Origin of the sequence: Maricaulis sp. (assembly GCF_048269565.1) — a bacterium.
GTDB lineage: Bacteria > Pseudomonadota > Alphaproteobacteria > Caulobacterales > Maricaulaceae > Maricaulis.
The window spans coordinates 25,095-46,083 of record NZ_JBLXIK010000004.1; the positions used below are offsets into that span (position 1 = coordinate 25,095).

At 65.9% G+C, this 20,989-nt stretch carries 17 protein-coding genes and 1 other RNA gene; 17 read left to right on the plus strand and 1 reads right to left on the minus strand.

The features are described 5' to 3' along the window. Nucleotides 1-373 precede the first annotated feature (373 nt). Nucleotides 374-3,934 carry a hydantoinase B/oxoprolinase family protein gene (locus tag ACN0YL_RS09370; RefSeq protein WP_417497802.1) on the minus strand — a complete coding sequence of 1,187 codons (3,561 nt, stop codon included), beginning with the start codon at nucleotides 3,932-3,934 and terminating at the stop codon, nucleotides 374-376. Between the two features lie 168 nt (nucleotides 3,935-4,102). On the opposite strand from ACN0YL_RS09370, the gene ACN0YL_RS09375 reads away from it, so the two are divergent. From ACN0YL_RS09375 to mraY, 17 genes are all read left to right on the plus strand, one after another. After that, nucleotides 4,103-4,822, plus strand: coding sequence for a TerB family tellurite resistance protein (locus tag ACN0YL_RS09375; RefSeq protein WP_417491202.1), 720 nt, complete (start codon nucleotides 4,103-4,105; stop codon nucleotides 4,820-4,822). A gap of 55 nt (nucleotides 4,823-4,877) precedes the next feature. Continuing rightward, nucleotides 4,878-5,165: a hypothetical protein gene (locus tag ACN0YL_RS09380; protein ID WP_417491203.1), complete on the plus strand. Its 288-nt coding sequence runs from the start codon at nucleotides 4,878-4,880 to the stop codon at nucleotides 5,163-5,165. Between the two features lie 120 nt (nucleotides 5,166-5,285). Further along, the gene (locus ACN0YL_RS09385) at nucleotides 5,286-6,482 is read left to right on the plus strand and encodes an alpha/beta hydrolase (RefSeq protein ID WP_417497803.1); all 1,197 of its coding nucleotides are present in this window, start codon (nucleotides 5,286-5,288) and stop codon (nucleotides 6,480-6,482) included. 69 nt (nucleotides 6,483-6,551) lie between these two features. Continuing rightward, a complete protein-coding gene (locus ACN0YL_RS09390; protein ID WP_417497804.1) occupies nucleotides 6,552-7,466 on the plus strand; it encodes a DMT family transporter in 915 nt (304 codons plus the stop codon). Beyond that, nucleotides 7,463-8,125: an N-acetylmuramoyl-L-alanine amidase gene (locus ACN0YL_RS09395; RefSeq protein ID WP_417497805.1), complete on the plus strand. Its 663-nt coding sequence runs from the start codon at nucleotides 7,463-7,465 to the stop codon at nucleotides 8,123-8,125. Before ACN0YL_RS09390 ends, ACN0YL_RS09395 begins: the two co-directional genes overlap by 4 nt. A 92-nt stretch (nucleotides 8,126-8,217) precedes the next feature. Further along, on the plus strand, nucleotides 8,218-8,892 hold the full coding sequence (locus tag ACN0YL_RS09400; protein ID WP_417469820.1) for an aquaporin: 675 nt from the start codon (nucleotides 8,218-8,220) through the stop codon (nucleotides 8,890-8,892). A 148-nt stretch (nucleotides 8,893-9,040) separates the two neighbouring features. Then, the gene (locus ACN0YL_RS09405) at nucleotides 9,041-10,213 is read left to right on the plus strand and encodes an iron-containing alcohol dehydrogenase (protein WP_417497806.1); all 1,173 of its coding nucleotides are present in this window, start codon (nucleotides 9,041-9,043) and stop codon (nucleotides 10,211-10,213) included. 181 nt (nucleotides 10,214-10,394) lie between these two features. Then, entirely contained in the window at nucleotides 10,395-10,733 is a 339-nt protein-coding gene (locus ACN0YL_RS09410) for a helix-turn-helix transcriptional regulator (RefSeq protein WP_417497807.1), read from the plus strand. Next, the gene (locus tag ACN0YL_RS09415; RefSeq protein ID WP_417497950.1) at nucleotides 10,723-12,036 is read left to right on the plus strand and encodes a type II toxin-antitoxin system HipA family toxin; all 1,314 of its coding nucleotides are present in this window, start codon (nucleotides 10,723-10,725) and stop codon (nucleotides 12,034-12,036) included. Before ACN0YL_RS09410 ends, ACN0YL_RS09415 begins: the two co-directional genes overlap by 11 nt. A 773-nt stretch (nucleotides 12,037-12,809) precedes the next feature. Then, an RNA gene (rnpB, locus tag ACN0YL_RS09420) (RNase P RNA component class A) lies at nucleotides 12,810-13,203 on the plus strand. A gap of 206 nt (nucleotides 13,204-13,409) precedes the next feature. Continuing rightward, a complete protein-coding gene (locus tag ACN0YL_RS09425) occupies nucleotides 13,410-13,871 on the plus strand; it encodes a division/cell wall cluster transcriptional repressor MraZ (protein WP_417497808.1) in 462 nt (153 codons plus the stop codon). Beyond that, on the plus strand, nucleotides 13,868-14,869 hold the full coding sequence (gene rsmH, locus ACN0YL_RS09430; RefSeq protein ID WP_417497809.1) for a 16S rRNA (cytosine(1402)-N(4))-methyltransferase RsmH: 1,002 nt from the start codon (nucleotides 13,868-13,870) through the stop codon (nucleotides 14,867-14,869). Before ACN0YL_RS09425 ends, rsmH begins: the two co-directional genes overlap by 4 nt. Next, the gene (ftsL, locus tag ACN0YL_RS09435; RefSeq protein ID WP_417491213.1) at nucleotides 14,866-15,249 is read left to right on the plus strand and encodes a cell division protein FtsL; all 384 of its coding nucleotides are present in this window, start codon (nucleotides 14,866-14,868) and stop codon (nucleotides 15,247-15,249) included. The genes rsmH and ftsL overlap by 4 nt, the downstream gene beginning before the upstream one ends. Nucleotides 15,250-15,311: 62 nt before the next feature. Beyond that, on the plus strand, nucleotides 15,312-17,003 hold the full coding sequence (locus tag ACN0YL_RS09440) for a peptidoglycan D,D-transpeptidase FtsI family protein (protein WP_417491214.1): 1,692 nt from the start codon (nucleotides 15,312-15,314) through the stop codon (nucleotides 17,001-17,003). After that, nucleotides 17,000-18,472 carry a UDP-N-acetylmuramoyl-L-alanyl-D-glutamate--2,6-diaminopimelate ligase gene (locus tag ACN0YL_RS09445; RefSeq protein WP_417497810.1) on the plus strand — a complete coding sequence of 491 codons (1,473 nt, stop codon included), beginning with the start codon at nucleotides 17,000-17,002 and terminating at the stop codon, nucleotides 18,470-18,472. The genes ACN0YL_RS09440 and ACN0YL_RS09445 overlap by 4 nt, the downstream gene beginning before the upstream one ends. Next, complete coding sequence (locus tag ACN0YL_RS09450; RefSeq protein ID WP_417497811.1) at nucleotides 18,465-19,877, plus strand: UDP-N-acetylmuramoyl-tripeptide--D-alanyl-D-alanine ligase; 1,413 nt, start codon at nucleotides 18,465-18,467, stop codon at nucleotides 19,875-19,877. The genes ACN0YL_RS09445 and ACN0YL_RS09450 overlap by 8 nt, the downstream gene beginning before the upstream one ends. 7 nt (nucleotides 19,878-19,884) lie before the next feature. Continuing rightward, complete coding sequence (gene mraY, locus ACN0YL_RS09455; RefSeq protein ID WP_417469832.1) at nucleotides 19,885-20,988, plus strand: phospho-N-acetylmuramoyl-pentapeptide-transferase; 1,104 nt, start codon at nucleotides 19,885-19,887, stop codon at nucleotides 20,986-20,988. Nucleotide 20,989: the final 1 nt, after the last annotated feature.

The window sequence follows — 20,989 nt, forward strand, 5'->3', positions numbered from 1 at the left end:
CACTCGCCATTAATCGCTGACGAGGCCCCCGTCCAACAAGTCGGCCCGGGCGGCCAGACCCCGCCCTGAAACCCATGCCGGGATCCGGCCAGACTGGACTTGTCTCGTCAAGGGCGCGAAGCGCCGCTGCGCGGTCAGGACCCTTGACGAGACAAGTCCAGTCTGGCGCCCTGCTTGGCAAGGGTTTCAGGGATGGATGTGCCTGGCGCGGGCCGTGTCCCCGCTTTTTCGGCTGCCCGGGACATGGTCCGGCTTCGCCGGTGCATGTCCCGACTTGGTGAGAGGCAATGCGGAACGGGTCACGCGATGAGGACCCAAGTCGGGACACGCACCTGCTTCCTTGAAGCAGGACCATGTCTCGTTGGGGCTTGGCCTACCCCTCCCCATACCCCCCGCCACCCGGCGTCCTGACCTCAACACGATCCCCCGGCTCCACATCAATCCGGAACAGCCCAGGCAGGGGCTCGCTCTCGCCGCTCGCCCGGGTCACGCTCTGCTCACCGCGCGCGGCATCGCCGCCTCCCGCCAGTCCAAACGGCGCTTCCTTGCGCCGTGAGGAGAGGAGGGCGACTTCCATCACTTCCAGGAAGGTGAGCCGGCGTTCGCTGCCATCGCCGCCGGGGAATTTCCCCGTGCCGCCGGAGTGCGGGCGGATCCGGTGATGGTCGAGCCGGACGGGGAAGCGGCGTTCGAGCACTTCCGGGTCGGTCATGCGTGAATTGGTCATGTGGGTGTGGACGGCGGAGAGGCCGGCGAAGCCGTGGCCCTCATTGTCAATGCCGGCACCGGCACCGCCGCAAATCGTCTCGTAATACTGGTGGCGCGCATTGCCGAAGGTGAGGTTGTTCATCGAGCCCTGGCTGGCGGCGAGGCGGCCGGTGGCGCCGAACAGGGCGTCGACGATCAGCTGGCTGGTCTCGACATTGCCGGCGACGACGGCGGCGGGCGGTTTGGGGTTGAGCAGGCTGCCTTCCGGGATGATGAGTTCGAGCGGTTTCAGACAGCCCTCATTGAGCGGGATGGCATCGCCGACGAGGCAGCGGAAGACATAGAGCACGGCCGCGCGGGCGACCGATGAAGGCGCGTTGAAATTGCTCGGGCGTTGCGGCGAGGTGCCGGTGAAATCGACGACCGCGCTTCGCTCGGCCCGGTTGACCCGGATCGCGACGCGGATCTCGGCGCCGTCATCGAGCTTCACGCTGTGCTCGCCATCGCTGAGCGCATCGATCACGCGGCGCACGGCGCGTTCGGCATTGTCCTGGACATGGCCCATATAGGCCTTCACCACGTCGAGGCCGTTGTCGTCGACCAGGCGGCGCAATTCGTCGGCACCCTTGGCGCAGGCGGCGAGCTGGGCCTTGAGGTCGGCGATATTCTGGTCCGGATTGCGCGCCGGCCAGGGCTTGGAAGCGAGCACGGCGCGGGTCTCGGCCTCGAGAAACTGGCCGCCGGACATGATCTTGATATTGCGGAATTGCACGCCTTCCTCCTCGATCGAGGTCGAGAAGGGGGGCATGGAGCCGGGCGCGATACCGCCGACATCGGCATGGTGACCGCGCGAGGCGACGTAGAAGATGCGCTCGCCTGTAGCCTCGTCATGGACAGGCGTCACAAGCGTGATGTCGGGCAGATGGGTGCCGCCATCATAGGGCGCGTTGACGGCGACGGCATCGCCGGCCGCAAGGTCGGGATGGGCCTCGGCGGCGGCGCGGACGCTCGCCGACATTGAGCCCAGGTGAACCGGCATGTGCGGGGCGTTGGCGACGAGGCCGCCATCCGCGTCAAACACGGCGCAGGAGAAATCCAGCCTTTCCTTGATATTGACCGAATGCGCCGTGCGCTCGAGCGCCAGGCCCATTTGCTCGGCGACGCTCATGAAGCGCTTGTTGAAGAGCTCCAGCCGGATCGGGTCGAGGGCAGTGTCGGCGGTCTCGGTGGCGAGGGCTTCGGTGCGGCTCAGTTTCAGCGTGCCATCGGGCAGGCGCGTCGCCGACCAGCCGGCATCGATGACGATGGTGGAGTTCGGGTCCATCACCAGCGCCGGTCCGGCAGCCTCGGCGCCAGCACCAAACTGGTCGAGCCGGTAAAGCGGAGTCTCGCGCCATTGGCCGTGATCGAACATCTTCACGGCGGCGATGGCCTGCGGCGCTGTCGTCTCTTCGCTCATCGTGATCGACCAGCCGCGCGCGCCCGGCGGATCGGCCTCGGCTTCGACCATCACCGATTCAATCACCAGCGCCGCATCCGGCGCAAAGCCGAACAGGCGTTTATGGGCGGCGGCAAAATTGGCGCGCATCGTCTCGGGCGTATCGACGGGCACGGGCAGGCTGGTGTCGGAGCCCTGCACGCGCAGGCGCCATTCGGTGCGGGTACGGATCTGCTCGGGGGCGAAGCCTTCGGCGGTCAGGCGGGCGGTGACGTCCCTCGCCAGATCGGCGGCGAGGGCATGGGCTGTGTCCTGACCGGCCGCGAAATCCTGCTCGACCGCGGCGAGCCGGGTCTGGCGGATCTCGGCAAGGCCAATGCCCAGCGCCGAGAGCAGGCCGGCATAGGGGTGGATCAGGACAGAGGTCATGCCGAGCGCATCGGCGACCTTGCAGGCATGCTGCGCTCCGGCACCGCCAAAGGCGGCCAGCGCATAGGCGGACGGGTTGACGCCCTGGCCGATGGAGATCTGCTTGATGGCCTGCGCCATGCTTTCAACCGCCACAGCGAGGAAGCCCTCGGCGGCCGCTTCCGGACTGCCCAGCCCCATCGCGTCGGCCAGCGTCTGCAGCGCGGCGCGGCTGGCTTTGATGTCGAGCGGTGAGGCGCCGTCGGTGCCGAAGACATGCGGGAACCAGTCGGCCTGCACGCGGCCAAGCACGATATTGGCGTCGGTGACGGCCGCCGGTCCGCCGCGGCCATAGCCCGCCGGGCCGGGCATGGCACCGGCGCTTTCGGGGCCGACGCGGGCGCGTTCGCCGTCGAAGGTCAGCAGCGAGCCGCCACCGGCAGCCACCGTGTGTACGGCCATCATCGGTGCGCGCAGGCGCTGGCCGGCGACGAGGGTTTCCTGGACGCGCTCATAGGTCTCGCCATCAAAGCGCGAGACATCGGTCGAGGTGCCGCCCATGTCGAAACCGATCACCTTGGGATGACCGGCGGCAAGCGCCGTCTTGGCCATGCCGACGACCCCGCCGGCCGGGCCGGACAGCACGGCGTCGCGGGCGTGGAATCCGGCGGCCGGCGCCAGCCCGCCCGAGGACTGCATGAAATAGAGCGGCGTGCCCTCCAGCCCCGCATCAACCCGGTCGACATAGTCTCGCAGGACCGGGGTCAGGTAGGCATCGAGCACCGTGGTCGAGGCGCGCGGCACGATCTTGACCAGCGGGTTGGCAATGCTGGAACGGATCACGGTGGCGAAACCGGCCTCGCGGGCCAGCGCTTCGATCCGGGCCTCGTGGGCGTCATGGCCATAGGCATGCATCAACGTGATCGCGACCGAGGTGAAGCCGTCCTGCTTCGCTGTGGCCAAGGCCTCGCGCACCGGGGCCTCGTCGAGCGGGACCAGAACCGTGCCGCTGGCATCGAGGCGCTCATCGACCTCGACCACGCGGTCATACAGCGGATCGGGGCGCTTGATGTCGAGGGCGAAAATGTCGGGGCGGGTCTGGTCGCCGATGACCAGGAGATCGGCAAAGCCGCGCGTCACCAGGAAGAGGGTTTTCGCGCCCTTGCGTTCGAGCAGGGCATTGGTGGCCACCGTCGTGCCCATCTTGACCGAGCCGACCGCAGCGCCGGCGGCAAGGCGGCGCACGCCTTCGCTGGCGGCGTCGGGATAGTCGGGGCTTTCCGACAGCAGTTTGAGCGGATGCAGGCGGCCATCGGGGCCGCGTCCGATGACATCGGTAAACGTGCCGCCGCGATCAATCCAGAACTCCCAGTCGGACATGAAAACTCCCGTCAAACCGCTGCTGCGCCGATGCGCCTGCGGCAAGGTTTACCATGGTCTGCGCTGGCGTGAGCGGGTAAAGCTGACAAAATACGGCCCATCCACTTGCCCATCCCTGACGTCTGCCGGGCAGGACACCTATATGGCCGTGCAAGGGACAATTCACGCATGCGTTTTTGGCACAAACTGGCAGCCCGCCTGCAGGGACGGGACAGCTTCCTCGACTGTGATGGTTGCGAGGGCGGCGGCGGTCTGGCCAATGCCGTGCCGGAGCGCCGCGTCGAGGATGCCGAATTCGCCATGGCGCTGATCGGGCTCGGCGCCAAGATGGCCAAGGCCGACGGCTTCGTCACCCGCAGCGAGATCAAGGCTTTCTACGAAGTGTTCCGGCCGCCGCCCGAGGGGCGGGCCTCGCTCGATCGCGCCTTCGAACTGGCGATGCAGACGACGCTCGGCTTTGACGGCTATGCCCGGCGTCTGGCGCGGCGCTTCCGGGCCAATCCGGCGATCCTGGAAGACGTGCTCGATGGCCTGTTCCATATCGCCAAGGCCGATGGCGCCGTGACGCCGGACGAGCTCGACTATCTTGCGCAGGTGGCGGACATTTTCGGCTTCTCGCCGCTGGAATTTCGCCGCATCAGCACGGCGCATATCGGGACCGCGGACGATGACCCCTATGTCATTCTGGGCATCGAGGCCGATATATCCGACGCCGATCTCAAGCGCGCCTACCGCCGAATCGCCTCGCAAAACCATCCTGATCGCATGATGGCGCGCGGTGCGCCGCTGGAAACCCAACGATTTGCCAATGAAAAAATGGCAGTGATCAACGCGGCTTATGGCCAGATCCTTGCAGAGCGCGGGCTTAATGTCGGTGCCAGCAATTGACCTTGGCGCCTGAAATGCCAACATATGGCCGAGGGGCAGAGATGGATAGAGGACGATGACCGAAACAGCTCAAACCCGATCCGCATTTTTCGCCAGCGGCGCAGGCCGTGTGGTTCGCGACATTTTCGCGGCGATCATCGCGCTCGCCTTCATTGGTGCTGTGGTCTTCATGGCGGTCATGCTGACCGCGGTCTTCCTGATCATCGCCGGTGCCGGCCTCGTGACCTTTGGCGTCTACTGGCTGTGGATGAAGGTGCGCGGACGCCGCAAGGGCGCCGGTCCTGAAATCCTGGTCGCCACGCGCGGCCCCGATGGCTGGACGGTTGACGGGCTCGGTTCCTGAGGCCTGGGTGCTTGAGGCCGGATATCTCACATCAATTTGACTGGCGTTCCGTCCGGTGGCTGTCAGCCTGAGCCGGACGATGAGGGCGTGTGAATGCGAACGGGTTTTCTGATAGCTTTTTTGATCGCGACGCCGCTCCTGCTGGTGGGCTGCGTGAGCATGGCCCTGCCCAAGGTTCCGGCCCGGCTGACGGCCCCGGCGGCCGCTCCGGCACTCGACGGCACCGGCCTGGCCGGCTGGGAGACGGGCCGCGACGCGCTGCGGCAGCGTTTTGCCGACGAGATTTATGGTGAAGCGCCGGCGGACGATCCGGCCCGGATCGTGGCGCATGAACTGATCGAGGCGCAGGCTTTCGACGGGCTTGGCCGGATCGAGCAATACACGCTCGACCTGTCCGGTTTCGAGACCCATCTCGTGGTCATCCTGCCCAATGCGGCGACCGCGCCGGTGCCGACGATTATCCTGCAAATGTTCTGCGGCAACCGCACCGCCCTGGGCGGGCGCGAGGATATCGCGCCGCCGCCGCCCGAGGCGCATGCGCCCCAATGCGAGGGCAGTATCCAGAACGTGCCGGTGCGGATGATTTTTGGCCGCTACATCATGGAGCCGCCGATCACGGATATTCTGGCGCACGGCCATGCGATCGCCCTGATCTATCCCGGCGATATCGTGCCGGATGAGGCCGATGCCGCTGCCGCGCGGCTGGCGGCACTGGTGCCGGACCGGCCCAGCGGCGCAATCGCGGCCTGGGCCTGGGTCTATTCGCGTGTCGTTGACGTGCTCGATGGCGATGCGCGCTTCGATGCCAGCCGCACCGCCGTCTGGGGCCATTCGCGCAATGGCAAGGCGGCGCTGCTGGCCGGCGCCCTCGATGAGCGTATCGATCTGGTCATCGCCCACCAGGCCGGCACGGGCGGCACAGCCCTGACCCGCAGCGGCACCGGCGAGTCGGTCGAGGCGATCACGTCCGGATATCCGCACTGGTTTGCGCCGGCCTTTGCCGGCCGGGCTGACAACCCGACCGATATCCCGATCGACCAGCACCAGCTGATCGCCTTGCTGGCGCCGCGGCCGCTTCTGATCGGGGGCGCCTGGCGCGATCAATGGTCCGATCCGCAATCAAGTTTCCGCGCCGCCCAGGGCGCCAATCCGGTTTACCACCTCTATGGCTCGGACGGGCTGACCCAGCCCGGCCTGGATGATTTCGAGCCGGCGGCCGATATCGCCGTGGCGATGCGCCCGGGCCTGCATGGCGTGCAGCCGCAGGACTGGGAAAACTTCCTCGCTTTCCTCGACGCACATTTCGCAACGCCCTGACATCAAACGTGCATGTGGCTCATACGCGCCATGGCTTGTGCGCCGCGACGCGCCGGTCCATGAAGCGATATGCGTCTGCGTGATCTCCTTGCCCTGATCGCCGTCTGTGCCGTCTGGGGTGTCAACTTCGTTGTGGCAAAATTCTCGATCACGGGCTCGCCGGGATGGGTGCCCGGATTCGAGGGCTCGCCGCCCTTCTTCTTTGCCTTCCTGCGCTTCGCCCTGTTGTTCGCAATCCTCTCGCCCTGGCTGCGGCCGCGACCGCAGGACATGAAGGCGATGATCGGTATCGCGCTCTCCATGGGGGCGCTGCAATACGCGCTGATGTTCCTCGGCCTGCAATGGGCGACGCCCTCGGGCATGGCGATCACGCTGCAGATGGGCGTGCCGTTCGCGACCCTGCTCTCGGTGGTGATGCTGAAGGAAAGGCTCGGCCTGCCCCGCATCACCGGCATCATCATCGCCTTTGCCGGCATTATCCTCGTCGTCGCCCGGCCCGGGATTGGCGGTCTCTCCTTCGGGCTGATGCTCGGGATCGGTGCCGCCTTTTCCGGCGCGCTGGGGATGATACTGGTCAAGCGCATGCCGCTGGATTCGATGCGGATGCAGGCCTGGATCGGTCTGATCTCCTGGCCGCCCCTGCTGGCCATGTCGCTGCTGTTCGAGCGCGACCAGATCGCCTCGGTGATGGCCGGCGGCTGGCCCTTCATGCTGACGGTCCTGTTCACGGTCCTGCTGGTCAATGTGTTCGGCCATGGTGTGTTCTACAAGATGCTGCAGCGCTATGATGCGACCATGATTGCGCCCATCACCCTGCTGGCACCGCTGATCGGCGTCGTCTCCGGCATTGTCATCACCGGCGATGAAGCCGGCTGGCGCCTGTTCATCGGTGGCGGCATGGCGCTGATCGGGGTCGGCATTATCGCCCTGCGGCCCAACCGGGCCCTGCCGGAAGCGGGGCTGGCGCGGGAGAAAAATCTGTGACCCCGTCGCCGATCTCTGCCCCATCGCCCAATTTCAACGCGCGCAAATTGCCGATCTCGCTGATCGTGCTGCATTATACCGGCATGGCAGACGGCCCGTCGGCGCTGGCGCGGATGTGCGATCCGGAGGCCCAGGTCAGCGCCCATTATATGGTCGAGACCGATGGCCGGATCTTCCAGCTGGTCGATGAGGACAGGCGCGCCTGGCATGCCGGGGTCGGCAGCTGGCACGGCGAGCGCGACATCAATTCCGCCTCGATCGGGATCGAGATCGTCAATGGTGGTCATGATTACGGCCTGCCCGATTTCCCCGCCGTCCAGATCGCCCGCGTCATCGCGCTGGTGCAGGACATCATGGCGCGGCGCGGCATCGGGCCGGAGGCCGTGATCGGTCATTCCGACCTCGCGCCGGGGCGCAAACAGGATCCCGGCGAGAAATTCCCCTGGGGCGCCCTGGCGGCGGCCGGTTGTGCAAAGGCCGTGACGCCGGCGGCGCAGACCGGCGCTGATCCGCAGGCCCGGCTCGCTACGATCGGCTATGGGCTGGACGCCGGATTGCCGGCCGTGGTCGAGGCGTTCCAGCGGCGCTGGCGTCCGGCGCGGGTCGATGGTGTCATCGATGACGAGACCGCGCGGCTGATCGCGGCGGTGGCTGGCTAGTCCACGTCTGTCAAGATTTCCTGTTTCCTGACGGCGCCAGGCGCTAGGCTGGTCAGCGCCGCAATGCGCGGCGATTCTGGGGAGACAGCATCATGAAAAAACTGGTTGCCGAATTCATCGGCACATTTGCGCTTGTCCTGTTCGGTTGCGGCGCGGCCGTGCTGGCCGGGGCCGAGATCGGACAATTGGGCATCGCGCTCGCCTTCGGTCTGGCGATCGTCGCCATGGCCTATGGCATCGGCCCGATTTCCGGTTGCCACGTCAATCCCGCCGTCAGTTTTGGCGTCTTCATGGCCGGACGCATGCAGCTCAAGGACATGGTCGGCTATTGGGTCGCCCAGACGCTCGGCGCCATCGCCGCTGCGGCCCTGCTGATGTTCCTGCTCTCCAACAGCGCTGGCGGCTTTGCCGGCAATCTGGGCCAGAATGGCTGGGGGCCGGGCTATCTCGGCGAGTATTCGATGATCGCGGCGCTGGTGTTCGAGATCGTGATGACCTTCCTGTTCGTCGTCGTGATCCTCGGCGTTACGGGGCCGGGCGGTGATGCCGCCTTTGCCGGTCTGGCGATCGGCCTCACCCTGGCGGTGATCCACATCACCGGCATCCAGGTGACCGGCGTGTCGGTCAATCCGGCCCGTTCGATCGGGCCGGCCCTGCTCGCCGGTGGCAGCGCCATCGCCCAGCTCTGGCTGTTCATCGTCGCCCCGCTGGTCGGCGCGGCGCTGGCCGGTCTCGCGGTCAAGATGAAGCTGATCGCCGCCGAGTAAGACGCATGAAGCATGGGGGCGCTCACCGCTTGATCCTGCCGCAGCAGGACCGCGGCGGCGCCCCTTTTTGTCTGCCGCACGGGTTGTCCGCCGTGCTGGCGGGAAAGCCCGGCAAGCGTCGGGCGTTGACGTTTGGGAGCCTGCCGCCATGTCCGCCAATATCGCCATCCCGTCCATATTGCAGATCGGCGCCGGCGCGCTCGGCGAGATCGCGCCGACCCTGGCGCGGCTGGGCTGCGCCAATCCGCTGATTGTCAGCGACACGGTGCTGGCGCGGATCGGCCTGGTCGGCCAGCTCACCGTCTTGCTCGATGCGGCCGGCATTCCCCAAGCCCTGTTTGACGGCACCGAGCCGGAACCCTCCGATGCCTGCGTCATGGCGGGTGTGCAGGCCTTGCTTGCCGGATCGCCGCGGGGGCCCTTCGATGCGGTGATCGCGCTGGGCGGCGGCAGCGTGATCGATACCGCCAAGGTGATGGCGGTACTGGCGGCGAGCGGCAAGACCATCCGCGAGATCGCCGTGCCGGCCGTGGTGGCGCCGGTCGGCCTGCCGGTGATCGCGATCCCGACGACGGCGGGCACCGGCTCGGAAGTCACCCGCGTCGCGGTCATCACCGAGGCGGCCAATGACGAAAAACTCCTGTGCATGGGGCCGGGCCTGGTCGCCGCTGCGGCCATCATCGACTATGAGCTCACCCTCGGCCTGCCGCCGCGCACCACCGCCGATACCGGCCTGGACGCGCTGACCCACGCCATCGAGGCCCATGTCAGCCGCAAGGCCAATCCCTTCTGCGACCAGCAGGCGCTGGCCGCGATGCGCCTGATCGGCCCCAATCTGGAAACCGTCTACAGCGAGCCGCAAAACCGCACCGCCCGCGAGGCCGTGATGCTCGGCGCGACCCTGGCCGGCATCGCCTTTTCCGGTGCCTCCGTCGCCCTGGTCCACGGCATGAGCCGCCCGATCGGCGCGCATTTCCATGTGCCGCACGGGCTGTCCAATGCGATGCTGCTGGCGGCCGTGACGGAGTTCTCACTGGCTGCTGCGCCGGAACGCTATGCCGCTTGCGCGCGCGCGATCGGTTTTGCCGACGCCGGCGATGATGTGGGGGCTGCCCATGCCAAGCTGATGACCGGGCTCAACCGGGTTGTCACGGCTCTGGAAGTGCCGACGCTCTCCGGCTTCGGCATCGACCGCGCCCGCTATTTCGGGATGATCCCGGTGATGGTCGAGCAGGCACTGGCCTCGGGCTCTCCGGGCAATAATCCGCGCGTGCCGACGCCGGATGAGCTGGCGCGGTTGTATGAGGCGGTTTGGGGGTGAGGGGGTGTTAGCCTAGCAATTGCGCTGGCTCCGGATCAAAGATTTGTTCAAAGTTCTGAACGTTAATGTGCTTTGCGTTCAGAAAAATGGACAGTTCCTTGACAAAATCTCTGCCTCGTTTCATGATGTGCAAAATTTCGCACACAACGCGGTTTTGCGTTCAATTAAATGAACGGGAGAAATGGTTTCGCCACGCAAGAGAAGCTATTCGAGGATTACCCGCCAGGGGCTCGCCCTGCTTGGCAAGCTGATCCGTACTGGCCGATCGGAGCGCGGCCTGACGGCACAGGAGCTGGCTGATCGCGCCGGCATCAGCCGCACGACGCTCTATAATATCGAAAAGGGCGCTCCGGGCGCCGAGGTTGGCATTGTTTTCGAGCTGGCCTGCCTGGTTGGCGTGCGCCTGTTCGATTATGATGAGGGGGCGCTGCAGGCACAGACTGCCCGCCTCGACGAAAAACTCACCTTGCTGCCCAAGAGTGTCCGGCCCTCCAGGCGGGAGGTCGATGATGCCTTCTAGGGCGGAGGCGCGCGAGGCCTATGTCTGGATCTGGTTGCCGGGGGCCGTCGAACCCGTCGTCGCCGGGCGGCTGACGCAGCAGGATGGCAGCCTGGTCTTTACCTATGGCGCCAGCTATCTGGCGCGCGCCAATGCGATCCCGATTTATGACCCCGAACTTGAGCTTCGGCGCGGCCCGATCGCTCCCATGCCGGGGCTGTCGATGCCCAATTGCATCCGGGACGGATCGCCCGATGCCTGGGGCCGGCGGGTGATTATCAATCGCCTCGCCGGCGCGAACGCGGATCCCGCCAGCCCGCCCGACATCGGCGAGCTCACCTTCCTGCTGCAATCCGGGTCGGACCGGATCGGTGCGCTCGATTTCCAGGCATCCGCAACGGAATACGTGCCGCGCCTGTCGGAAAACGCGCCGCTGGATACACTCCTCACCGCCTCGGAGCAGGTCGAAAAGGGTCTGCCCCTCACCCCGGCACTGGATCGGGCGCTGAACCATGGCACCTCGATCGGCGGCGCGCGCCCCAAGGCGCTTGTCGATGGCGTTGACCGCAAACTCATCGCCAAATTCGCTTCGAGCGCCGACACGTACAGTGTCGTGAAGGCGGAATTCATCGCCATGAAGCTGGCGGCCGCGTGCGGACTCAACGCCGCTGCGGTCTCCCTGACCGGGGCAGCCGGCAAGGATGTCCTGCTGATCGAGCGCTTTGATCGCACGCCCATGCAGGCGGGCTGGGCCCGCCATTCCTTGGTGTCGGCGCTGACCCTGCTCGGTCTGGACGAGATGATGGCGCGCTACGCCTCCTATGAGGATCTGGCCGAGATCATTCGCCACCGCTTTACCGGGCCCAAAGCCACATTGCGCGAGCTCTATGGCCGCATTTGTTTCAACATATTGTGCGGCAATACCGATGATCACGCGCGAAACCACGCCGCCTTCTGGGATGGCGAGTGGCTCAGCCTGACGCCGGCCTATGACATCTGCCCGCAAAACCGGGCCGGCGGCGAGGCGTCGCAGGCCATGCTGATCAAGGGCGCGGCCCGCGCCAGCACGATCGCGGCCTGTCTGAGCGCGGCGGCGGACTTTCATCTGAGTGAAGCCGAGGCCGTCAACCTGATAGAGGCTCAGCTCGCGGCGATCTCGCGGAATTGGCGCAAGGTCTGCGAGGAGGCCGAGCTGAGCCCGGTTGATCGCCGGCTCCTGGCGGGGCGCCAGTTTCTCAACCCGTATTGCCTGCAGGGGCTGGGCGATGAGCAGGGTGACTTGATCGCTGGCTTTGAGGCGGCCCGTGCGCGGATCATCGGCTGAGTGGGGCCGGGGGGTGATCTGCGGGTGTTGACGGAGCTGTATGAGGGTGAAGGGACTTTTCCCCAAAAAACCAAACCCTTGTCATCCCTGACGGATGCCCCGCGAATGCGGGGCGCAGATCAGGGACCCAGAGCCACCAAGGTTGGTTCGTTCAGGCTCGGGGGAAAACGTCATCTGACCGGTCATACAAGCGCCCAACCGCCGGGCGTCTGGGTCCCTGATCTCCGCCCGGATCGCTTCGCGTCCGGGCATCCGTCAGGGATGACAAGGTTTGGTGATTTGTGGGTGGAAGACATGGCTTTCAGGACTGGTTCTGCCTCATAGTTCAGCTAGCATCCAAGCGAGAATAGCGTCCAAGCCCGCCTCGTCGACTCTTCTGCGATCATTGCCGTCTTCAATGGCGATCCCAAGTTTCTCGATCAAGTCGATTTGATCCCCGTCATCAATGTCCACTCGAGCGATCCAATAATCTCGCTCCCTGCCTACGAAGACCTGAACGTGACCGCGGCTGCATTCCCAACCGAGGTCCACGGAACCGAAGATGGCGCGAAGCACGCCAGAAGAACTGGCAGCCCGACGGCACGTAAAACGCTTGGTCCGGAGCCTGTCCCTAATTTTTCTGGCGTATCGCTTGAATGAAATCATTTCGACCTGGCTGTCCTCATAGACACTTGCTCGAACTATAACCATTCTGGGAAACGCGGCGCTCGCCCCCACCCCCGCATCCCCCGCCGCTTGACCGCCCCCCGCACTTCAACCACATATCCTCCCGATCAGGTGGCTGGGCGGCCGCGGCATCAGGCTGGAAACGGCGATGTCGAGGAAAGTCCGGGCTCCACGGAGACAAGGTGCCGGGTAATTCCCGGCGGGGGTGACCCCAGGGAAAGCGCAGCAGAGAAAGACCGCCGGACGTGCGCGTCCGGTAAGGGTGAAACGGTGCGGTAAGAGCGCACCGCCCCGACCGCAAGGAAGGGGGCTAGGCAAGCCCCACCTGGAGCAAGACCGAATAGGGATGGGCCGTGGCCTTGGCCACACATGCGTCTCCGCATGCCATCCGGGTAGGTCGCACCAGGCATGTCGCAAGGCATGTCGCAGATGAATGGTCGTCGCGCTTTTTCCATTTTGGAAAGAGCGACACAGAACCCGGCTTACAGGCCACCTGATCCCATTTCCCCCCATTCAATCCTTAACAGCCCTGTGGATATTAACTTAATGTTCCCTTGTTGTTCTCAGTTCAGCCATATTTGATTACTTCAAAAGGCGCTTCAATCCATAGAAATCGATGCTTTCGGCGTTGTTTCCCATCTGAACCCATGTTATCCCATGGTTAACCATACGGGGACGGATCGGTATGGCCGGGGAGCAATTCGCGCGTGTTTTTATCCACCACCATTAATGGCGTTGACGCCAAGGGACGGGTATCGGTGCCAGCCGATTTCCGTGCGGTGGTGCGCGGTGGACCGTTCGACGGCATCATCGTCTGGCCCTCGTTCGACGGTCCCTATCTGGAAGGTGGCGGCCAGGCCCTGCTCGACAGCTATCAGCGCCTGATCGAGGACATGGATCCCTATGACGAGGCGCGCATCGCCTTCGAGCGCGCCATTTTCGGCGCCGCCCGTCCGCTGACCTTCGATGCCACCGGCCGCGTCACCCTGCCGAAGGAATTGATCGATCATGCCGGGCTGACCGGGAAGGCGACCTTTGTCGGTCTCGGTTCGCGCTTCGAGCTGTGGTCGCCGGATGTCTATGCCGAGCACCAGGCCGCCGCGCGCAGCTTCGCCCGCGAGAACAAGCGCTCCCTGCGCCTTGTCCCGCGTCCGGGAGGCAGCGCATGAGCCATCTTCCCGTGATGCTCGATGAAGTCGTGCGTGCGCTCGAACCGCGCGATGGCGCACTCTATATCGATGGCACATTCGGCGCCGGCGGCTATTCGCGCGCCATATTGTCGGCCGCCGATTGCCGCCTGATCGGGATTGATCGCGACCCGTCCGTCATCCCCGCGGCTGAACAGCTGGGGCAGGCTTCGGGCGGGCGTTTTGTCTTCGTGCAGGCGCCGTTTTCGCACATGGCCGAGGTGATCCGCGCCAATGGCGGCGAGAGCGTTGACGGTATCGTGCTCGATATCGGCGTCTCCTCGATGCAGATCGACCAGGCCGAACGCGGCTTTTCCTTCATGCGGGCCGGCCCGCTCGACATGCGCATGGCGCGTTCCGGCGCCAGTGCCGCCGATGCGGTCAACCTGCTCGGCGAGCAGGAGCTGGCAGACATATTTTATGTTTACGGCGATGAGCGCCGCTCGCGCCGCATCGCCAAACAGATCGTCGAGGCCCGCGCCGAGGCGCCGATCGAGACCACGGACCGGCTCGCGGCGATTGTGACGCGGGCAACGGGCGGAAAACATTCAAAGATTCATCCCGCCACCAAGGTCTTCCAGGCGCTGCGCATTTACGTCAATGACGAGCTGGGCGAGCTGGCCCGCGCGCTTGAGGCTGCCGAGCAGATCCTCGCACCGCGCGGGCGCCTGGTTGTGGTTACTTTCCATTCACTGGAGGACCGCATGGTGAAGGACTTCCTGCGGGCCCGCTCGGGCCAGGCGGGGGGCGGCGGCTCGCGCCACCTGCCTGCAGCAGAGACCGGTCCGGCGATTGCTCCGAGTTTTTCCCTGTTGCACCGCAAGGCGCTCGCCGCCAGCGCGGCGGAAATTGCCGCCAATCCACGGTCTCGCTCGGCCAAGCTGCGCGTTGCCATTCGTACCGAAGCCCCGGCCTGGTCAGCCGATCCGGCGGTCTCGGATAAAGTTGTGTCGCTTGCACGTCTGGAGGCAGCGTTATGATCCGCACGTTCAACGCCATTGCCCTCGTCGTCGCGGTCGCCCTCGCCGGCGCGCTGTATGTGGCCAAGACCGAAGCCAAGAACTCGCAGGAGCGTCTGGAGGATATCCAGTCGCAACTGGTCGAGGAGCGGCGCCAGATCAATGTCCTCAATGTCGAGATCGCGCATCTGGAAGACCCCGAGCGGCTGCGCCTGCTGGCACGCCGCTATCTCGGATTTGAACCGCTGGATACCAGCCGTGAAGTGGCGCTGGGCGATCTGCCCCTGCTGGCCGAGCCGGGCGTCGAGCTCGAGCAGCCGCGCCGCGAGGGGCTGCTGGTCAATCAGGGCGACCAGGCATTGGCGCTGGCCGAGCCGCGTGAGGTTGGGGGGCCAAACTGATGCGCTGGTGGCCGTTTCGCCGTCAAGTTTCAGCCGAGTCCCGCAGCGTCGGGCCGCCACCCATGGCCGAGGCGGCGCCGGCCGACATGTCGCGCCTGCTGCGCATTGAAAGCACGGAAATCAGGGCGCTGGATGCGGCGCGCGGCCGCTTGAAGATCGTCGGGCTTGCCCTGGCGCTCAGCTTCGGCGTGCTCGGCATGCGGGCCATCGAGCTGGCGGTGACCAGCCCGGCCCATGCAACGGCGACGCGGCCGGTGCGCGCGGAAATGGTGCGCGGCGACCTGTTTGACCGCACCGGCCAGGTGCTGGCGACGACATTGCAGACCCATTCCCTGTTTGCCGATCCCTCGCTGGTGTGGGACGCGGCCGAGACCGCCGAGGCGCTCGCCACCGTGTTGCCCGATATCGATGTCGAGGCGGTCACCCGTGATCTGTCCTCGCACCGGCGCTTCGTCTGGATCCGGCGCAATCTGACACCGCGCCAGCGTCAGGCCGTTTTCTCCCTGGGCCTGCCGGGGCTGGATTTCCGCCTCGAGCCGCGCCGCGTCTATCCGCGTGGCCGCCTGGCTTCGCACATCGTCGGCTATACCGATCGCGACCTGCACGGGCTGGCCGGTGCCGAGCGCTCCTTTGATGCGGCCCTGTCCTCCAGCGATGGGCGTCCGGTGGCGCTGTCGATCGATATGGGCGTGCAATTCCATCTCGACGAAGTCCTGCGCACGACGATGGATGAGTTCAATGCGCTCGCCGCCTCGGGCATTGTGATGAATGTGCGCACCGGCGAGATTGTCGGCATGGTGTCACTGCCGGACTATGATCCCAACCGGCCCAATGATGCGTCGGGCAATGAGCGTCTCAATCGCTCGGCCCAGTCGGTCTATGAAATGGGCTCGACCTTCAAGGCCTTCACCGTCGCGATGGCGCTCGAGGGCGGCACGGCGACGCTGGAATCCGGCTATGACGCCACCCAGCCGCTGCAGATCGGTGGCCATACCATTCATGACTATCACGGCGAGCGGCGCTGGCTGACGATGTCGGAGATCTTCATTCACTCCTCCAATATCGGCTCCTCGCGCATTGCGCTGGAAGTCGGCGCCGAGGGGCAGAGGGAGTTTCTCGGGCGCATGCGCCTGCTCGAGCGCGCGCCGATCGAACTGGCCGAAAGCGCCGACCCGCTGCTGCCGCGCAATTGGGGCCCGACCGAGACCGCAACCATTTCCTACGGGCATGGTCTGGCTGTCAGCCCGATCGCGACGATTGCCGCCTTCGCCGCCATCGCCAATGACGGCGTCTATGTTCCGCCGACCCTGCAGCCCGTGGCGGCCGACGAGACCATTGTCGGCGAGCGGGTGATGGAATCGCAGGCGGCCCATGACGTGCTGGCGCTGATGCGCGAGAATGTCACCGACGGCACTGGCGGCCGCGCCGAGGCGCCTGGCTATCTCGTCGCCGGCAAGACCGGCACGGCGGAAAAACCGTCGCGCGGCGGCTATGACCGCAATCGTCTGATCTCCTCCTTCTCGGCCGTCTTCCCCTATAACGACCCGCAATATGCCATTCTGGTTCTGCTCGACGAGCCGCAGGGCAATGAATCCACCCATGGCTATTCGACCGGTGGCTGGACGGCCGCGCCCGCCGTCGGCCAGATCGTCTCGCGCATTGCGCCCATCCTTGGTGTCGAGCGTTCCAATGCCGATCATAATGAGCGCGCAGCGCTGGTGCGTGCCGCGCTGATGCCGGAGGCTATCCCGTGATCCTGTCTGCGCTGCTCGACCCGTCGACCCTCACACCCGAAGCCGGCCGGATCGAGGTTTCGGGCCTGACGCTGGACAGCCGGGCGGTGAAGCCCGGCTTTCTGTTCGCCGCCCTGCCGGGCGTGAAACTGCATGGCAGCGCCTTTGCGGCGCAGGCAGTTGAGCGCGGCGCCGTCGCCATCCTGTCCGACCAGCCGATCGCTGATTGCGCCGTGCCGGTTATCCTGGTCGACGACGCGGCGGCGGCGCTGGCGGCGCTGGCGGCGCGCTTCTATCCGCGCCAGCCCGGCCATGTCGTGGCGATCACCGGCACCAATGGCAAAAGCTCGACCGTCGAATTCCTGCGCCAGATCTGGACGGCGGCCGGGATTGAGGGCGCCAGCCTCGGCACGCTCGGCGTTGCCCGCGGCAAAAGCCTGGAAACCACCGGCTACACCACGCCCGACGCCGTCGCCCTGCACCACGCGCTCGATGCGCTGGCCGCCGATGGCGTCACGCATCTGGCAATGGAGGCCTCGAGCCATGGTCTCAAGCAAAGGCGGATGGACGGGGTGCGGCTCGCGATCGGCGCCTTCACCAATCTGACCCAGGATCATCTCGATTATCACCCCGATTTCGACGACTATTTCGCGTCCAAGGCCCGGCTGTTCACCGAGCGCCTGCCCGATGGCGCCGGCGCGGTGATCAATGTCGATTCCGAGTGGGGCGAGCGCATGGCCGAGCTGGCGCGGGGGCGCGGCCTGACGCTGACGACGATCGGCTGGCGTGGCGCGGATTTGCAGATCCGCGAGATCACGCCGCGGCCGGCGAGCCAGGATGTCGTCTTTGCCTGGCAGGGCATCGAGCACCAGGTCGAGGTGCCGCTGGTTGGCGAATTCCAGATCCTCAATGCGCTTGGCGCCGCGGCGATTGCCCTGACCGAGGGCATCGAACTCAAGACCGTGCTCACGACGCTGGCCCGGCTGGGCGGTGTGCCCGGTCGGCTGGAAAAGGTTGGCGAGACCGAGGCCGAGGCGCCGGTCCTGGTCGATTACGCGCACACGCCCGACGGGCTCGACAAATTGCTGCGCTCGGCACGTCCGCACACGCGCGGCCGCATCATCCTGGTGTTTGGCTGCGGCGGTGATCGCGATGCCAGCAAGCGCGCCAAAATGGGTGCCATCGCCGCCAGCCAGGCCGACCATGTCATTGTCACCGACGATAATCCTCGCTCCGAAGATGCGGCCCTGATCCGGTCGGCGATCCTGGAGGGTTGTCCCGGGGCCGAGGAGATTGCCGACCGGGCTGCCGCCATCGCGCGCGGCGTGGCGATGCTGCAGCCGGGCGATTGCCTGTTGCTGGCGGGCAAGGGGCATGAGACCGGCCAGACCGTGGGCGGCATCGTCCATCCCTTCGATGACCGCGAGGAGGGCCGCAAAGCGCTCATCGCGCGCAAGGCCTATCTGCGACAGGAGGGCGAGCATGTCTGAACCCCTGTGGACGGCTGGCCAGGCAATGGCAGCAACCGGCGGCATGCTGGTCGGTGATCCCGGCTGGAGCTGTGGCGGGCTGTCGATCGATACCCGCACCATCGTGCCGGGCGATCTGTTTGTTGCGCTCAAGGATGTGCGCGACGGGCATGATTTTGTTGTCGATGCCATGGCGCGCGGCGCTGCGGCCTGCCTCGTCTCCGACGCATCACGCTGTCCCGGCCCGGCGCTGAAGGTCAAGGATACGCTGGTCGCCTTGCGCGCACTCGGCGCGGCGGCGCGGGACCGCTCGGGCGCGATCCGCATCGCGGTTACCGGCAGTGTCGGCAAGACCAGCGTCAAGGAAGCACTTGCTGCCGTGCTGCGCGCGGCGGGGCCGGCGCACTGGAGTGTCAAATCCTACAATAATCACTGGGGCGTACCGCTGACCCTGGCGCGGATGCCGACGGCGACCGAGCGCGCCGTGTTCGAGCTCGGCATGAACCATGCCGGCGAAATCCATGACCTCTCGGCACTGGTACGGCCGCAGATCGCCCTGATCACTCGTATCGCGCCGGCGCATCTGGAGCATCTCGGCACCATCGAGGCGATCGCCGATGCCAAGGCCGAGATCTATGACGGTCTCGAGCCGGACGGCGTTGCCATCTATCCCGCGGACGATCCGCTGGCCGCGCGTCTCGCCGCGCGGGCGCGCCATTCCAGCGCCGCCTTCATGCTCGATTTCGGACGCAGTGCCACCGCCGCGATCCGGATGGAAAGCTTCGAGACCGGGCTGGGCGGCAGCGACGGCGTCGTCAATGTCATGGGCGTGCGCGTCCCCTTCCACCTTGCCGCGACCGGCGAACACTGGGCCTGGAATGCCGGCGCGGTGTTTGCCGCCGGCGCCGCCTGTGGCCTCGATCCGCGCCAGGTCGCCGAAACGCTCGGCGCCGTCGATGCCGAACCCGGCCGTGGCCGTGCCGTGACGGTTGCGCTGCCACAGGGCGGTGAGTTCACCCTGCTCGATGACGCCTACAACGCCAATCCGGTCTCGATGGCGGCGGCGATTGCCTCGCTGGGCGCCGCCGAACCGGGGCCGGGCGGTCGCCGCATCGCTGTGCTCGGTGACATGCTCGAGCTCGGCCCGCGCTCGGCGGAGCTGCATCGCGCCCTGGCCGTGCCGCTGGGCGAGGCGGGCGTCGACGCGGTGTTTGCCTGTGGACCGATGATGCGCGCGCTGCACGAGGCCTTGCCGGATCGGCTGCAGGCGGGCTATGCGCCCAGCGCCGACGAGGGCCGGGACATGGTGGCGTCGGCCATCCGTCCCGGTGATGTCGTGCTGATCAAGGGATCGAATGGCTCCGGCCTTCACAAAATTGCCGCCGTTCTGGCCGACGGTTCTGCATTCACGAAGACGGAGGTCTGAGCCGCCCATGCTGTACTTGCTGTTTGCGCCGATGGCGGACGATATCCAGATCGCCAACCTGTTTCGCTACATCACCTTCCGCTCCGGCGGCGCGCTGATGACGGCGATGCTGATCGCCTTTGTGTTCGGTCAGCCGATGATCGGCTGGTTGCGGCGCAAGCAGGGGCGGGGGCAACCGATCCGCTCGGAAGGGATCGAGCGTCATGTGATCGAGAAGGCCGGCACCCCGACCATGGGCGGTTTCCTGATCCTGCTCGGGGTGATGGTCGGCACGCTGCTCTGGGCCGATCTGAGCAATGCCTATGTCTGGATCGTGATCTTCGTCACCGCCGGTTTCGGCATTATCGGCTTCATCGACGATTATCAGAAAGTCACCAAGCAGACGACGGACGGGCTCGGCAGCAAGCTCAAACTCCTCGGCGAATTCATCATCGCGCTGATCGCGGTCTGGTGGGCAACAGCGACGGCGACCGCCAATGGCATGGATGCCGCCGTGACGACCTCGATCACCTTCCCCTTCTTCAAGGATTTCCTGTTCAATCTCGGCCCGTTGTTTCTGGTGTTCGGCTGTCTGGTCATTGTCGGATCAGGCAATGCAGTCAACATGACTGACGGGCTCGACGGACTGGCGATCGTGCCGGTGATGATCGCGGCGGCGACCTTTGGCGTCATTGCCTATGTCGTCGGCCGGGTCGATTTTGCCGAATATCTGCAGGTGCTCTACACGCCGGGAACCGGCGAGATCCTCGTCTTCTGCGGCGCCTTGCTGGGCGCCGGTCTCGGCTTTTTGTGGTGGAATGCCCCGCCGGCCATGATCTTCATGGGGGATACCGGTTCGCTGTCGCTCGGCGGAGCCCTCGGCGTCATCGCCGTCGCGGTCAAGCACGAGATCGTGCTGGCGATTGTCGGCGGGCTGTTCGTGCTGGAAATGGTCTCGGTCATGGTCCAGGTCGCCAGTTTCAAACTGACCGGCAAGCGTGTCTTCCGCATGGCACCGATCCATCACCATTACGAGAAAAAGGGCTGGGCCGAGCCGACCATCGTGATCCGTTTCTGGATCATCGCGGTGATCCTGGCGCTGGTCGGTCTTGCCACCCTCAAGCTGAGATAGG

Bases quoted from the DNA above. Each gene is read 5' to 3' on its own strand.
- ACN0YL_RS09370 (WP_417497802.1), bottom strand. From the start codon at position 3,934: ATGTCCGACTGGGAGTTCTGGATTGATCGCGGCGGCACGTTTACCGAT.
- ACN0YL_RS09375 (WP_417491202.1), top strand. From the start codon at position 4,103: ATGCGTTTTTGGCACAAACTGGCAGCCCGCCTGCAGGGACGGGACAGC.
- ACN0YL_RS09380 (WP_417491203.1), top strand. From the start codon at position 4,878: ATGACCGAAACAGCTCAAACCCGATCCGCATTTTTCGCCAGCGGCGCA.
- ACN0YL_RS09390 (WP_417497804.1), top strand. From the start codon at position 6,552: ATGCGTCTGCGTGATCTCCTTGCCCTGATCGCCGTCTGTGCCGTCTGG.
- ACN0YL_RS09400 (WP_417469820.1), top strand. From the start codon at position 8,218: ATGAAAAAACTGGTTGCCGAATTCATCGGCACATTTGCGCTTGTCCTG.
- ACN0YL_RS09405 (WP_417497806.1), top strand. From the start codon at position 9,041: ATGTCCGCCAATATCGCCATCCCGTCCATATTGCAGATCGGCGCCGGC.
- ACN0YL_RS09410 (WP_417497807.1), top strand. From the start codon at position 10,395: ATGGTTTCGCCACGCAAGAGAAGCTATTCGAGGATTACCCGCCAGGGG.
- ACN0YL_RS09415 (WP_417497950.1), top strand. From the start codon at position 10,723: ATGCCTTCTAGGGCGGAGGCGCGCGAGGCCTATGTCTGGATCTGGTTG.
- rsmH (WP_417497809.1), top strand. From the start codon at position 13,868: ATGAGCCATCTTCCCGTGATGCTCGATGAAGTCGTGCGTGCGCTCGAA.
- ftsL (WP_417491213.1), top strand. From the start codon at position 14,866: ATGATCCGCACGTTCAACGCCATTGCCCTCGTCGTCGCGGTCGCCCTC.
- ACN0YL_RS09440 (WP_417491214.1), top strand. From the start codon at position 15,312: ATGGCCGAGGCGGCGCCGGCCGACATGTCGCGCCTGCTGCGCATTGAA.
- ACN0YL_RS09450 (WP_417497811.1), top strand. From the start codon at position 18,465: ATGTCTGAACCCCTGTGGACGGCTGGCCAGGCAATGGCAGCAACCGGC.
- mraY (WP_417469832.1), top strand. From the start codon at position 19,885: ATGCTGTACTTGCTGTTTGCGCCGATGGCGGACGATATCCAGATCGCC.